A 14,309-nucleotide genomic window follows, 5' to 3' on the forward strand; every position below is an offset into this window, starting at 1 on the left:
GATTCACTTGAAGCTGATGTGGCGCAAAGTGGTGTACAGGTCCATGACGCCCAGTGCGAGCGGGAGGACCGTGGCGATGCAGGTGGCCTCGATGATCTCGACGGTCCGCCGCAGCGGCGGCGAGAAGCGCTGGTCCGGGAAGACGACCCCGACCACGAGCGCGCCCGCGGCGACCAGGATCAGCACCCCGAACACCCACAGCGTGCGGCCGAGCGGGCTCTGGGTCGACATCCAGTCGACGAGGATCCCGCCGCCGGCCAGCATGCCGGTGGTCAGCAGGGCGATGGACTGGCTGCCGTTGGCGTAGGCCCTGGCGCGCAGCAGCAGCACGAGCGTGGCCACCACCCCGAGGATGATGCCGAAGACGCTCGGTGACGTCGCCGCGATGATCGCCGAGACCGCGGTCGTGGTGCCGCAACCGATCAGCAGGCCGGTCATGTAGTTGTGGGCGATGCTGGTGCGGCGTTCGATGGCCCGGTAGTCGGGGAAGCCGGTTTCCTCTTTGAGCTCTTCGGCAGTTCCGGGCACGTGCGGCATCGGCAGCTTGGCGAGCCAGATGGTCGCCCGGGGCAGGATCGAAATGCAGGCGAGTGCCAGCGCCGCGGTACCGGCGGCGATGCCCGGTGCCGGGTGGGCGACGAAGGTGCCGAAAAGGAACGCGACGACGCCGAAGGTGCCGGCCGTGGCCGCGGCGATGAACGTGGTGATGCCGGCACCGATGATCATGATGCACACCGAGGCGACGATGACCACCAGCGCGCTGCCAAGCAGCAGGTTCGCCCGCAGGGACAGGCCCGGCACGATGTAGAAGCCGCTGACGAAGGCCAACGACAGCCCACCGGCCGCCGAGATCAGCACACCGGTCGCTTCCGCCTGGTAGGCCTTGGCGAGGGTGGCGCCGACCGCGACGCAGGCGATGGCCGCCACGCCCGCGGTGACCGCCACCGCGATCGCGTTGCCGCCGAAGAGCGAGCCGCCGAAGAACAGCGCGACCGAGGCCAGAACCAGCGCGATCCCGCCGGCGATGTGGCCGAAGCGACGCGCCGTCTCCTTGGTCCACGGACGGAAGCTGTCCGGCATGGATTCCGCGATCGCGTCGACGACGTCGTCGTACAGCGGCGGAGGAGGATTCTCGTTGCGACGCCGCAACTGCAGCAGCTCGCCGTCGACGATGCCGAGCGAAGCGAGCGTGCGACTGGGGTCCAGTGGCGCGTCGCCCAGTTTGGCCAGCGCCCAGCCACCATGGCGGGCGCCGCCGTCGGGCGTCGCCTCCTTCGCCATCTCTAGCAGCATCGGCAGCAGGTCGGCCACTGCCACGTCGGCCGGTAGTGCCACGTCGATCCGGGTGCGTGGTGCCACCACCGTCACCCTGCTGAATACCGTCGTGCCCGTTGCCACCTGCTAGCCCCCTGCCTGGAGAGAATGCCTCGGGTACTTATACCGAAGACCCGGGCACGCATCGTTGCCCGCCCAGAAACTACCGGTAAGGGCCGACAGCTCGTGGGAAACCAGCGTAATGGGTGTCGAATTTCGCCGAATCGGCCCGCCTCTGTCGGTGCGCGGTCCTAGTATTAGCCCACTGGACGCCGCGGTGGGGCGCATCCGCTCGATCAAACCTGGTCGGGCGGTCGTGCACCGAGCGGGGCCGTGGTTCGCTACCGTGTGGACCGGTCTCGCGTCACGCTGGCCGTCATCGCCGAGTCGAATGAGGGGTCTTTCGGTGAGCACGCTGCAATTCAAGCGGTCGCCGCGCCTTGCTGCGCCCCGCCCGCCGGGCGGCGAGGTTCACCTCGAGCCGCCGCCTGAGGTACCGCGGACGATCCCAGGCAGCATCGTGGGCAAGTTGATGCCCGTCGTGATGGTCGTCGCCACGCTGGGCATGGTCGTGGTGATGTTCACCTCCGGCGGTCCGTCCGCGAAGAGCCCGACCACGCTGATGTTCCCCATGATGATGCTGATGTCGATGGGCGGCATGATGGCCGGCGGCGGCAAGGGCGGGGGTGCCAAGAAAGCCGAGATGAACGAGGACCGCAAGGACTACCTGCGGTACCTCGGTCAGATGCGCGACCGGGCCCGAGAGGCCATGGTCGATCAGCGAGCTTCACTCGAATGGGTACATCCTGATCCGCAGACCCTGTGGTCGCTCGCCTCGAGCCGCCGCATGTGGGAGCGCCGCCAGAACGACCAGGACTTCCTGCACCTGCGTGTCGGCCGCAGCTCGCACCGGCTCGCGACCAGGCTGGTGCCGCCGCAGACCGGACCGGTCGACGAGCTCGAGCCGATCGCCACGCTGGCGCTGCGCCGGTTCGTCCGCGCGCACTCGATCGTGCCCGACCTCCCGACCCAGATCACCCTCCGCGGGTTCGCGGCGGTCAGCATGCAGGGGGACCGCGAGCTCACCCGAGGCCTGACCAGGGCGCTGCTCGCGCAGATGGTCACGTTCCACAGCGCCGACGACGTCCTCGTCGCGGTGGCCACGGCCGGCCGCGCGAAGGCCGAGTGGGAATGGGCCAAGTGGCTGCCGCACGCGCAGCACCCGACGATGTCCGACGGCATCGGCCAGCTGCGGTTGATGGCCGGTTCGCTGGCGCAGATCGAGCAGTGGCTCGACGACGAGCTTCGGGACCGTCCCCGGTTCTCTCGCAACGCGACCCCGGCCCCCGACCAACCACACGTCGTCATCATCATCGACGACGCCGAGGTCACCCGGGAAGAGCAGATCATCCTGGAAGAGGGCCTGGTCGGCGTCACGCTGATCGACCTGTCCGACTCCACCGGGAACCTCTCCGCCCGCCGCGGGCTGCGCCTAGTCGTCGAAGAGGACAGGCTCGGCGCGCGCAGCGCGAGCGGAGTCGAATGGTTCGGCCGTCCGGACACGCTCAGCGTGGTCGAGGCCGAATCGCTGGCCCGCAGGCTTTCGCCGTACCGCGTCGGTTCGGCCGCGCAGGAGGCCAGCGAGGACGAGCCGTTGCTCTCCAACCCTTCGCTGCTGGAGCTGCTGGGCATCCCCGGCGACCCGATGACCTTCGACGTCCAGCAGGCCTGGCGCCCGCGGCCCGTCCGCGACCGCTATCGCGTGCCGTTCGGTGTCGGCGAGTACGGGCAACCGGTCGAGCTGGACATCAAGGAAGCCGCGATGGAGGGCATGGGGCCGCACGGCCTGTGCATCGGCGCCACCGGTTCCGGTAAGTCGGAGTTCCTTCGCACGCTGGTGCTGGGCATGCTCGCTACCCATTCGTCGACGACGCTCAACTTCGTCCTCGTCGACTTCAAGGGTGGTGCGACCTTCCTCGGTCTCGACGTCGCTCCGCACGTTTCGGCGACGATCACCAACCTCGCCGACGAAGTCACCCTGGTCGACCGTATGAAGGACGCGCTCGCCGGTGAGATGAACCGGCGCCAGGAGGCGCTGAAGAACGGCGGTAACTTCAAGAACGTCTGGGAGTACGAGAAAGCGCGGGAAAACGGCGCCGACCTCGACCCGCTGCCCGCCCTGTTCATCGTGGTCGACGAGTTCTCCGAACTGCTGAGCGCGAAGCCCGACTTCATCGATCTGTTCGTCGCCATCGGGCGGCTGGGCCGGTCGCTGCAGATGCACATGTTGCTGGCGTCGCAGCGGCTGGAGGAGGGCAAGCTGCGCGGGCTGGACTCGCATCTGTCCTACAGGATCGGTCTGAAGACGTTCTCCGCGGCGGAATCCCGCGCGGCCATCGGTGTTCCGGACGCGTTCGAACTCCCGTCGGTCCCCGGTGGCGGTTATCTCAAGTACGACACCTCGACGATGGTGCGGTTCAAGGCGTCCTACGTTTCCGGCCCGTACCGGCCGTCGGGGATCAAGGCCGTGGCGCCAGGCGCCGCGGTGGTGCGCGCCGACAAGCGGCCGCAGATGTTCGTGCCCGACTTCATCGAGCTTCCCCGCGAGCCGGAGCCCGTGATCGACGAGGCTCCCCAAGTCGAGGAGAAGCAGCCCGAGGAAGCGGTCGAGCCGAGCGACCTCGATGTCATCGTCGGCCGTCTGGTCGGCCAGGGTCCGCCCGCGCACGAGGTGTGGCTGCCGCCCCTGAAGGAACCGAACTCGCTCGACACGCTGCTGCCGAACCTCAACCCGACGGAAGACCGAGGACTTTCCCCGGTCGGTTTCTTCGGCAACGGCCGGCTGCAGGTTCCGCTCGGCATCGTCGACCGGCCGTACGAGCAGCGTCGCGACCCGCTGTGGGCGGACTTCTCCGGTGCCGCCGGGCATGGCGTGCTCGTCGGCGGTCCGCAGTCGGGCAAGTCGACCATGCTCCGGACGCTGATCATGTCCATGGCGCTGACCCACACCCCGGAAGAAGCGCAGTTCTACTGCGTCGACCTCGGTGGTGGCACGCTCACCGGCCTCGCCGGCCTGCCCCACGTCGGCGGTGTGGCGGTCGCCCGCCGGGAACCGGACAAGGCCCGCCGGATCGTCGCCGAGCTCACCACCTTGATGAACGAGCGTGAAGGCCGGTTCGGCACGCTGGGCATCGACTCGATGGCCGAGTTCCGCAACCGCAAGCGCCGTGGCGAGATCAGCCCGGACGAAGACCCGTTCGGTGACGCCTTCCTGATCGTCGACGGCTGGAAGGCCCTCCGCGACGACTTCGAGGAGCTCGAGCCGGCGATCACCAGAATCGCCACCCAGGGGCTGACCTACGGGCTGCACGTCTTCATCAGTGCCAACCGCTGGGCCGACATCCGCCCGGCGATCAAGGACATGCTCGGTACCCGGTTCGAACTCCGGCTCGGTGACCCGAGCGAGTCCGACATCGACCGGCGTGTCGCGATCAACGTGCCGGAAGGCAGGCCAGGCCGGGGACTGACCCGTGACAAGCTCCACCTGCTCACGGGCCTGCCGAGGATCGACGGATCGAGCGAGCCCGAAGATGTCGGTGCCGGGGTGGCCGACGCCGTGGCCAAGATCAAGGCGGCCTGGCGCGGGCGTCCGGCGCCTCAGGTGCGCCTGCTGCCCGAGATGATCAGCTACGAAGAAGTGCTCGCCATCGACAACAAGCAGAACACGAAGCTGGTGCCGATCGGCGTCAACGAGGAAGACCTCGCGCCGTTGTACCTCGACTTCGAGGCGGACCCGCACTTCTACGCGTTCGCGGACGGCGAGTCGGGCAAGACGAACCTGCTGCGCCAGATCTGCAAGGGCATCACCGAGCGGTACACCGCCAAGGAAGCCGTCATCATCCTGGTCGACTACCGCCGCACGATGCTGGGCTTCATCGAGGGTGACCAGCTGCTGGGCTACGCCGTCTCGGCGAACCAACTGGACGACATGATCAAGGACGTCGCCGGGTCGATGAACCGTCGGCTGCCCGGGCCGGACGTCACGCAGGACCAGCTGCGGAACCGATCCTGGTGGACCGGTCCGGAGCTGTTCGTCATCGTCGACGACTACGACCTGGTGGTAACCGGGAGCAACAACCCGCTCAAGGCGCTGTCCGACTTCCTCGCGCAGGCCAAGGACGTCGGTCTGCACGTGATCGTCGCGCGACGTACCGGTGGTGCGTCCAAGTCCTCGTACGACCCGATCATCGGCAAGCTCAAGGAGATCGCGGCGCCGGGCCTGGTGATGAACGGTTCCAAGGACGAGGGTTACCTGATCGGCAACGTCAAGCCGTCGCAGATGCCGCCGGGCCGGGGCAACATGGTCAGCCGGAAGAACGGCAAGCAGCTCATGCAGGTGTCATGGATTCAGCCGCTCTGAGGGGCAACGGCACACCACGAGCCGGGGGCGGTCGGTGACGCTGCGGGTAGCGGTGGACTTCGGGACATCGAGCACGTGCGTCGTCGCGTCCGTCAACGGCCGCGAACCGCAGGTCGTCGTGATCGACGGGCAGCCGCTGATGTCGTCGGCCGTGTACGCGGCGGCCGACGGCACCCTGTTCGTCGGCCAGGAGGCGGAGCGTCAGGCGGCGGTCGATCCGTCGCGGTACGAACCGAATCCGAAACGGCGGATCGACGAGGGCGAGCTCCTGCTCGGGGACACCGTCCTGCGTGTCACCGAGGTCGTGCACGCGGTGCTGCAGCGCGCGGTCACGGAAGCGCGCGCGCTTGCCGGTGGCGCGGAAATCGATCTGCTGGTGCTGACCCACCCTGCCGAGTGGGGTGCCGTTCGGGCGCGTCTGCTGCGGCAGGCAGCGGGCGGGCTGGCGCGTGAGGTCGCGCTGGTGCCGGAACCGGTGGCGGCGGCGGTGTTCCACGCGGCCACCTTTTCGGCGTCCGATCTGCCCGCGGACCGCGCCGTCGAGGTCAACGGACGTCCGGGCGAGACGCTGGCCGTGCTCGATCTCGGAGGCGGGACGGTCGATGTCAGCGTGGTTCGGCGGAGTGCCGGTGTCGACCACACCGGCCGTCCATCGCGTGGTTTCGAGGTGCTGGCGACGCGCGGGGACCCGAGTTTCGGGGGCGCCGACGTCGACCAGGCGTTGCTGGAGCACGTCGGCTCCCTGGTCGCGTCCGCGGACCCCGACGCCTGGCAGCAGCTCGTCGAAGGCAGGGCGTTGGTCGACCGACGGCGTCGGCGGGCGCTTCGCCAGGACGTCCGAGGCGCGAAGGAGACGCTGTCCCGGCACGCGTATACCGATGTGCCGATGCCGCCGCCGTTCGCCGATGCGCACGTCACACGTGAGGACCTGGAACGGCTGATCGTCGCGCCGCTCGGGCGGATCGTCGAGCTCGCCCGCGGCGCCATCGAGGACGCGGGGCTCCGGCCCAAGCAACTCAGCGCGATCTTCCTGGTCGGCGGGTCCAGTCGCATCCCGATGATCTCCCGGCTCGTCTACGAGCGGACCGGAGTCGTCCCAACCACCCTCGACCAGCCGGAAACCGTAGTCGCCCGTGGCGCGCTCCGCGCTGTCCAAGCCGAGCTGGATCGCTCCGCTGCTGGGGCCCGTGGTGCGTTTAGCGGGCTAAACGCACCCGCGTCGGCCTCGGTCGGCCAGCGGACCGAGATCGTCCGGCCCGTCTCCGGCTTCGCGCCTGCACGGCAGCCACGGGCCCCGGGCGCGACGTTTAGCCCGCTAAACGCACCTCACCGAGGTACCGGGCCCCAGGTAGCCCCCCGACCGGGACCCCAGTGGCGAGGTGGGGAGATGGAGGCGCCGAAGGGGCCGGTGGCGGCGGAGCGGCCGAAACGCAAGAGCAAGGCGCCGTGGCTCATCGGAGCCGCTGTGCTTCTGGTCGGTGTCGCTGTCGGCGGTGTGCTCATCGCAGTCAACGGCGATGGCGCCCCAACGGCGGGGCGCACCTTCTCGCAGTACGACTATCACTTCAGCACGCCGTCCGACTGGTCCCAGACCGGCGACAACGCGGCGGCGAAGCAGGTAGTCGTCCGGCCCGCGGATGCCCAGACCGGGAACGACCTCGTCGTCGCCCAGGAGATCGACATGGACTTCGACGCCACGGCCGACCGTCAGCAGCTCGTCGACTTCCTCCAGGGCGTCGCCAAGAAGAGCACTATCTACAGCCAGTTCAACAGCGATACGACGTACGCGGGCAGGCAGGTCATCAGCTACCTGGAGACCAAGGAAGCCGCCACGGTGGATTGGTACGTCGTGGCGCAGGGCAAGGTCCGGGTGCACGTCGGATGCCAGTACGCCACCGCGTCGCCGCAACACGATCGGGTGGCAAGTGCCTGCGAGCAGGTAGTCCGCACGCTCGCGATCGGCAACTGAAAGGCGGGTCGACGACATGGCCTCTCCGTCGGAAACGAATGACGCTGGTACCGAGTTCGCCAGAACGACCCAGCACGCGATGACGTATGCCGGCCGGGTCAAGGGGACGGCGCTGGCACGCAATCAACGCCATCGCGCGGACAACGCCGAATTGATCAAGCGACTCGGCTTCCGCAAGCTAGGCCCGTCGAACGAGCCGACTCCCGGTGCGCTGCGCAGTGCCGCGAAAAGGTTTCGTGTTGCGGCCGGGTTGCCTGTGCAGGACCTACCGGACGCGGCTGACTTGGTTCCTCCACGTCCAGTCCAGCCCGTCGAATCACCTCGATCGGGTGACGACGACGAAGACTTTTCGCAAGCGCGAATCATGATCCACGGCGAGTGATCGTCGTTTGCTTTTGCGTTTTCATCGGCGAAAAGCCTGGTGGGGGCCATTTTTTTGACAGGGCGACGAGCATGCGCTTTGCAGCCTCGGCGTTGGTTCCCGGAGACCGCGTTCCCGCTAGCAACTACTTGTCGGCAAATGGCGACAAGCCGGAACCAACCATGGCATGGTCTTCGTCGTAGGCCTGTACAAGCAAGCAGTCCGTACGGGCAACCACTAACTGAAGGGGGATACTCCCAATGGCAGGCGGCTTTCAAGGTGACCCGACACAGTTCGCGACAGCGCACGGTCAGGTGTCGGATATCAAGCAGCAGATGGACTCTCAGTTGAGCTCGCTGCGTGGCAGCATCGAAGCGACGCAGGCGATGTGGCAGGGCAAGGCAGCGAAGGCGTTCCAGAACGTGATGGAGCGTTTCGACGAGAAGGCGAACGGTCTCAACAAGTCCCTGCAGGACATCGCGGACCTCCTGCAGTCCTCCGGTGTTCAGTACTCGACGCAAGAAGACGACGTCAACGCTCAGGTCGGAAAGCTCGGCGGCGGCATCCTCGGCTGATTCAGCCTTGATCTTTTTGGCAATACCAGCGAACGTCAATTACCAGAGGGAGTGTTTACATGTCTGACAGCATGAAGATCGATTATGGCACCATCAACAACGCTGCGGACGACTGCAAGAAGGCCGGCGGCCAGCTGCAGTCTCTGTTCGATGACCTCACGAACAAGTTGAAGCCCCTGACCGACAGCTGGCAGGGTGACGCGCAGACCTCGTGGCACCAGATGCAGACCGAGTGGAACCAGAAGCACGACGAGATGAACCAGGTCCTGGCTCAGATCGCGTCTGTGCTCCCGCAGATCGCCGAAAGCTACCAGGGCACTGAGGGCAAGATCAAAAGTGGTTTCAACGGCTGAGCGAGTTTGCTCGAATCACGGTGGGCTGGGCAATGTGCCCGGCCCACCGTTCTTTGTTTGTCAGTGCGGAGCACCGACAACGAATTCCGGCTTTCCGTTGAGAACTCGAATGGTGATCTTCTTCTGTTGGCTGGCAATCTCAACCGTGCAGTCGAAGGTGTTTCCAGTGGTGATTTCTTCACCTGACGGGCATTGAGTGTTCTTGACGTCGTGCTCGCCGTAGCTGTCTGTCAAGACTTTTGTGACACCGTCTTGGGTGGACTGCTGATCCAAGGTGTCACCCGAAAATGCGCCAAGTAGCCACGCGACACCTCCTGTGGCTGCCACGAATAGCACACCGATTCCGCCGAAGATCAGTGGCTTCTTGGACCGCTTCCGCGAAGGTTCGCTTTCACCGAAAGCGCCCAGCCCGCCGTAGTTGGTCGGCTGATAGCCGAAGCCCGCCGGGCTTTGCTCTCTATCTCCCGCTGCAGGGTTACGTTGTCCCCGCGAGGGCTGCCAGTGCTGAGCTTGCGGTTGGCTAGGCGGTGGCCAAGGATTCGGGTGACTGCTCCCGTATGGCTGTGGTGGCTGCGGATTCTGCGGTGCTCCCGTGGGCCGCCACCACTGCTGCGGCTGGTTGGGCGGCTGAGTCATCGAAGGTCACCTCGCGTGCTGCTGTGCAAATCGTCGCTAGAAGCAGTCATGATACGTGGTTCTGGAGTTCGTCCGTGCGGCGATTGAAGTCCGCTACGGCCGCCTGGTCGGGCAGTACTGTGACTTGGGACGCATCAGGCGCTGATGGGAAGTCTTGAGCTTTCGCCTCGCCGGTGAAGTGGAACTCTTGGCTCATTTCTATGTGATGGCTGTCTTTGTCAAGAGTGCCGTTCATGCTGATCTGCTTCACAGTGCTATCGGCCTCGATGGTCACCTTGGTAATTATGATCTGGTGTCTTATGGCCTCGGTTATCTTGCTCCTCAGCGCGTCTGGAAGTATCTCGACGTGTTCTTTCAGGATCGCATCGAGTGTCACATTGACCACCAACTCCGTTTCGCCGCTAGGCAGGCTACCCGCGCTGATGACTGCAGCCTTGTTTGCTTCAACGGAAGCCAGTACGGCATCCACCATATTGCATACTTCAATTGTTCCGAGCCATGCGCAAATCGGGCCGTTTCCTCCTGGCTTCTTCGGCATTGAAACCCACGGCGTCGGAGCCAGGCTGCTGTAGTGTTTTCCCAAATGTATGTAATCGACCGATCCGCTGGCTGGTGAGAAGTCGTCTCGCGTCTCGTCTGGATCCCTCAAGGAATGCTGTTGAACAATACGAGCTTCGGGTTCACCCAGTCGTGACGCCGTGAGCTGCGTGTGGTCCCACTTGTCGTCGATCCGGAAGTAGCTGTCGACTGAAGCCGATATGTTCCGTTCGTTACCGAGCTTGGCGGTGAGGGCCTTCATTGCGCCGTCGAACTTCGCGGTCACGTACGCGGCAGCGTCGTCGCCCTTGGGTAGCGCCGTGCCTGCCTTCGCGTGGCCGCAGGCGGTGAGGAGCGCCAGCAGGAGCGCCGACACGCTCACGAGAGCCGTAGTTCGTCTCATAGTCCTGACACCGTATTCGCCGGGCCCTTGCTTCCGCAGCTCATTGTCCCTGGATCTTGTCTTTTCGGGCGTTGAACTCGTCGACTGCCGCTTGGTCAGGCAGGACTGTCACCTGGCTCGCGTCCGGAGCCTGGGGGATGTCCGCTGGTGTGGCCGGCCCGACGATCTGGAAGTGGTAGTCGATGTCAAACGGAGAGTCCTTGCCGGCCTTGTCCGTCGACGGGAACTTCGCGACCATTTCGATCTGCTGAAGCGTCCCCTGCGGGGTGATCGTGATCGTCGCGTGGATCAGCTGCTGGTGGACTTGGTCGGCCGTCTTGTCGAGAACCGCCTGGGGAATGACGACGACCTGGGCGTCCTGGAAATCTTGCAGCGAGACGTCCGCCTGCAGTACGACCGTTCCGTCAGCCAGATGTTTGGCGGACTTGACGGCTTGGCCCTTCTTGGTCGCTCTCGCCACGGCGCCGAGCATTTTGCACGCCATGTGGTACGTGTCGCCGGTGATGCACGGGCCGTAATCGCCGGCGAGGTGAGGCATCGACACCCACGGAGTCGGCTCCAGGCTGTTGTACAGCGGGCCGAGGAGTACGTAGTCGGCGGGGCTGCCCGCGGGATGCAGGAAGTCCAGCCGGTCGTTCAGGTTCTTGTTCGAGTCGTTGTGAGTGATGCTGGCCTGTCCAGTTCCGGACTGCGCTGTCGACAGGGTGCCGTCGATGCCCTTGCCGGCGATGAAGAATCGCGTCAGGAGGGTCGTTTTCACGGCGTCCCCGCTTTGCATCTTGCTGCTCAGCTGGTTCAGCGTGCTGTCGAACTTCGCGCTGACGTACGCGGCGGCGTCCTCACCTTGCGGTAGCGCGGTGCCCGCCTTCGCCTGGCCGCAGCCGGCGAGCACCATGCTCACGCAACCCGCCATCGCCATAAGCCGTATGGTTCGGGCGCGGCTGTGCCTCGCCATCTCGTGGCCCCCGGGGGTGGATGTGTGGTCAACTAGGGGGCAGCCTAGTATGAGACGACGGATGGACCCCCGCTTCACCCCACACCGGGGCTTGCGGGTATCTTCATACGTCGATGTGCGCTGCGGCGCGAAAGCGCTAGGCCCGTACAGAACCCACACGCAATGTTGACGACGAGGTAGACCCTTGCCCACGTACAGCCCCAAGCCCGGCGACGTAACTCGTGCCTGGCACGTGATCGATGCCGAGGATGTCGTGCTCGGCCGGCTCGCGACTGAGGTCGCCACGCTGCTGCGCGGCAAGCACAAGCCGACCTTTGCTCCCCACGTGGACACCGGTGACTTCGTCATCATCGTCAACGCCGAGAAGGTCGCGCTCACCGGTAACAAGCGCGAGCAGAAGTTCGCGTACCGGCACAGTGGCTACCCCGGTGGCCTCCGCAAGCGCTCCTTCGGTGAGATGCTCGACACCAAGCCCGAGCGCCTGCTCGAGAAGGTCGTCAAGGGCATGCTGCCGAAGAACAAGCTCGGTCGCGCGCAGGGTAAGAAGCTCAAGGTCTACGCCGGCCCCGAGCACCCGCACGTTGCGCAGCAGCCGCAGGCCTTCGAGATCACCAAGATCGCGCAGGTCGTCCAGTGAGTGAGGAACAGTCTGTGACCAGCACCGAGACCGAGACCGCAGAGGTCTCCGAGGTCGTCGAGGCCGCACCCGCGGCCGAGGTGACCGAGGCGGTCGCCACCAGCGAGACGCCGGCTGTTGCCAAGCCGTCGCGCGCGGCGGGTGGCACCGCTCAGACCGTCGGCCGCCGTAAGGAAGCCGTCGTTCGCGTCCGCGTCGTCCCCGGCACCGGTGAGTTCAAGCTCAACGGCAAGCCGCTGGACGTCTACTTCCCGAACAAGGTCCACCAGCAGCTCATCCGTGAGCCGCTGGTCACGGTCGAGAAGCCCGACTCGTTCGACATCTTCGCCCGGCTCCACGGTGGCGGCATCTCCGGCCAGGCCGGTGCACTGCGCCTCGCGATCGCCCGCGCGCTGGTCGAGGTCGACGCTGACGACCGCCCCGTCCTGAAGAAGGCCGGATTCCTCAAGCGTGACGCTCGCGCCGTCGAGCGGAAGAAGTACGGCTTGAAGAAGGCCCGTAAGGCTCCGCAGTACAGCAAGCGCTGATTCTCGCGCCCTGGAGCAACCCTCGGAAGCGCTCATCCGTCCATCGGGTGGGCGCTTCCGTGTTTTTCTGGTTCCTTCCCCCGCTGGAGTCGGGACCCTACTTTTCTTCCCATACGCCCCTCCTGCCCCGCGCCGAGTGCATTTAGCGGGCTAAACGCACTCGGCGGAGCCCGGCGGAGGGGCGCGGGCGGGCTGTTAGTCATGGTCGCTAGGTTGTCGTGGTTGGTTGTACAAGGAGGTCGACTGATGGCTCGCCTGTTCGGTACGGACGGAGTGCGTGGCCTCGCCAATGGCGAACTGACGCCGGAGCTCGCTTTGTCGCTGGCGGCCAGCGCGGCCAGGGTGCTCGCTGCCCATGACCGGTCCCACCGCCCTGTCGCAGTCGTCGGGCGCGACCCGCGGGCCAGCGGCGAGATGCTCGAGGCCGCGGTCGTCGCGGGACTTACTTCCGCCGGCGCGGACGTGCTTCGGCTCGGCGTGCTGCCGACGCCTGCCGTCGCGTACCTGGTCAGCGCGCTGAACGCCGACCTCGGCGTGATGATTTCCGCTTCCCACAATCCGATGCCCGACAACGGCATCAAGCTGTTCGCCGCCGGTGGGCACAAGCTCCCGGATGGCATCGAGGACGAGATCGAAGCCGGCATGTCCGGCCAGGCCACTCGGCCGACGGGCGCCGGCGTGGGCCGCGTCTCAGACATCGAAGACGCTGTCGACCGCTACGTCGAGCATCTCCGCTCCGCGACTCCGCACTCCCTGGCCGGCGTACGGGTGGTAGTCGACTGCGCGAACGGCGCTTCGTCTGTCGCCGCTCCGGCGGTGTACCGCAAGGCGGGCGCCGAGGTCATTGCGATCCATGCGGAGCCGAACGGCATCAACATCAACGACGAGTGTGGTTCCAATCACCCTGAGCTGCTGCGCGCTGCCGTTCTCGAACACAAGGCGGACCTTGGGATCGCCCACGACGGCGACGCTGACAGGTGTGTCGCTGTCGATGCGGCGGGTGAGATAGTGGACGGCGACCAGATCATGGCCGTCCTCGCCCTCGCCATGGCGGACGCCGGCGAGCTGACCGACGACACCCTGGTCGCGACCGTGATGAGCAACCTCGGTCTGCACCTGGCGATGCGCGCCCACGGCGTCAACGTCTTGACCACCGCTGTCGGTGACAGGTACGTCCTCGAGGAGCTGCGGGCCGGCGGTTATGCGTTGGGCGGGGAACAGTCCGGGCACGTTGTGTTGCCGGCCTACGCCACCACGGGCGACGGCTTGCTCACCGCGCTGCGGCTGATGAGCCGGATGGCTGAGACCGGCCGTTCGCTCGCTGACCTCGCGAGCGTTATGCAGCGGCTTCCGCAGGTGCTGGTCAACGTCAGGGTCGCGGACAAAGCCGCGGTTGCCCATTCGTCCGCCGTGCGTGACGCAGTCGGCGCGGTCGAGGCCGAGCTCGGCGAGGAGGGACGCGTGCTGCTGCGGCCGTCCGGTACCGAACAGCTCGTGCGGGTGATGGTCGAGGCCACCGCGCACGACACCGCACAGGCCGCCGCCGACCGCCTGGCAGGGGTCGTTTCGGCCGTCCGCTGACCCCACCGTTTGGGTACGCAAACCTCGGAATCTGCTGCGTT

The 14,309-nt window shown here is 66.2% G+C and carries 12 protein-coding genes; 8 read left to right on the forward strand and 4 right to left on the reverse strand.

What is annotated here, in order from left to right; translation table 11 throughout:
• Window positions 1-3 precede the first annotated feature (3 nt).
• Window positions 4-1,368, reverse strand: coding sequence for a type VII secretion integral membrane protein EccD (gene eccD / locus JWQ81_RS21240; RefSeq protein ID WP_297544331.1), 1,365 nt, complete (start codon window positions 1,366-1,368; stop codon window positions 4-6).
• A gap of 352 nt (window positions 1,369-1,720) precedes the next feature.
• Between eccD and eccCa the strand changes: the two genes are divergently transcribed.
• From eccCa to JWQ81_RS21265, 5 genes are all read left to right on the forward strand, one after another.
• Window positions 1,721-5,734, forward strand: a complete 4,014-nt coding sequence (gene eccCa / locus JWQ81_RS21245; protein ID WP_297544177.1) for a type VII secretion protein EccCa — start codon at window positions 1,721-1,723, stop codon at window positions 5,732-5,734.
• 34 nt (window positions 5,735-5,768) lie between these two features.
• Window positions 5,769-7,703 (forward strand): type VII secretion-associated protein, encoded by a 1,935-nt coding sequence (locus JWQ81_RS21250; RefSeq protein WP_297544178.1) that lies wholly within the window; start codon window positions 5,769-5,771, stop codon window positions 7,701-7,703.
• Between the two features lie 16 nt (window positions 7,704-7,719).
• Complete coding sequence (locus JWQ81_RS21255) at window positions 7,720-8,085, forward strand: hypothetical protein (protein WP_297544179.1); 366 nt, start codon at window positions 7,720-7,722, stop codon at window positions 8,083-8,085.
• A 239-nt stretch (window positions 8,086-8,324) separates the two neighbouring features.
• A complete protein-coding gene (locus JWQ81_RS21260; protein WP_297544180.1) occupies window positions 8,325-8,639 on the forward strand; it encodes a WXG100 family type VII secretion target in 315 nt (104 codons plus the stop codon).
• 59 nt (window positions 8,640-8,698) lie between these two features.
• Window positions 8,699-8,992: a WXG100 family type VII secretion target gene (locus tag JWQ81_RS21265; RefSeq protein ID WP_297544181.1), complete on the forward strand. Its 294-nt coding sequence runs from the start codon at window positions 8,699-8,701 to the stop codon at window positions 8,990-8,992.
• Between the two features lie 60 nt (window positions 8,993-9,052).
• Here JWQ81_RS21265 and JWQ81_RS21270 read toward each other — a convergent pair whose 3' ends face one another.
• The 3 genes from JWQ81_RS21270 to JWQ81_RS21280 all read right to left on the reverse strand — a co-directional run bounded on the left by JWQ81_RS21270 (window position 9,053) and on the right by JWQ81_RS21280 (window position 11,487).
• Window positions 9,053-9,628: a DUF4333 domain-containing protein gene (locus JWQ81_RS21270; protein ID WP_297544182.1), complete on the reverse strand. Its 576-nt coding sequence runs from the start codon at window positions 9,626-9,628 to the stop codon at window positions 9,053-9,055.
• 46 nt (window positions 9,629-9,674) lie between these two features.
• Window positions 9,675-10,541 (reverse strand): hypothetical protein, encoded by an 867-nt coding sequence (locus JWQ81_RS21275; protein WP_297544184.1) that lies wholly within the window; start codon window positions 10,539-10,541, stop codon window positions 9,675-9,677.
• A gap of 67 nt (window positions 10,542-10,608) precedes the next feature.
• A complete protein-coding gene (locus tag JWQ81_RS21280; protein WP_297544186.1) occupies window positions 10,609-11,487 on the reverse strand; it encodes a hypothetical protein in 879 nt (292 codons plus the stop codon).
• Window positions 11,488-11,707: 220 nt separating this feature from the next.
• On the opposite strand from JWQ81_RS21280, the gene rplM reads away from it, so the two are divergent.
• The 3 genes from rplM (at window position 11,708) to glmM (ending at window position 14,268) form a co-directional block, all read left to right on the forward strand.
• Window positions 11,708-12,160: a 50S ribosomal protein L13 gene (gene rplM / locus JWQ81_RS21285; RefSeq protein WP_297544188.1), complete on the forward strand. Its 453-nt coding sequence runs from the start codon at window positions 11,708-11,710 to the stop codon at window positions 12,158-12,160.
• Window positions 12,161-12,174: 14 nt separating this feature from the next.
• Window positions 12,175-12,687 carry a 30S ribosomal protein S9 gene (gene rpsI, locus JWQ81_RS21290; RefSeq protein ID WP_297544190.1) on the forward strand — a complete coding sequence of 171 codons (513 nt, stop codon included), beginning with the start codon at window positions 12,175-12,177 and terminating at the stop codon, window positions 12,685-12,687.
• 246 nt (window positions 12,688-12,933) lie between these two features.
• Window positions 12,934-14,268 (forward strand): phosphoglucosamine mutase, encoded by a 1,335-nt coding sequence (gene glmM / locus JWQ81_RS21295; RefSeq protein ID WP_297544192.1) that lies wholly within the window; start codon window positions 12,934-12,936, stop codon window positions 14,266-14,268.
• Window positions 14,269-14,309 lie beyond the last annotated feature (41 nt).

This window comes from Amycolatopsis sp. (genome assembly GCF_025464955.1).
In the GTDB taxonomy this organism is placed as follows: domain Bacteria; phylum Actinomycetota; class Actinomycetes; order Mycobacteriales; family Pseudonocardiaceae; genus Amycolatopsis.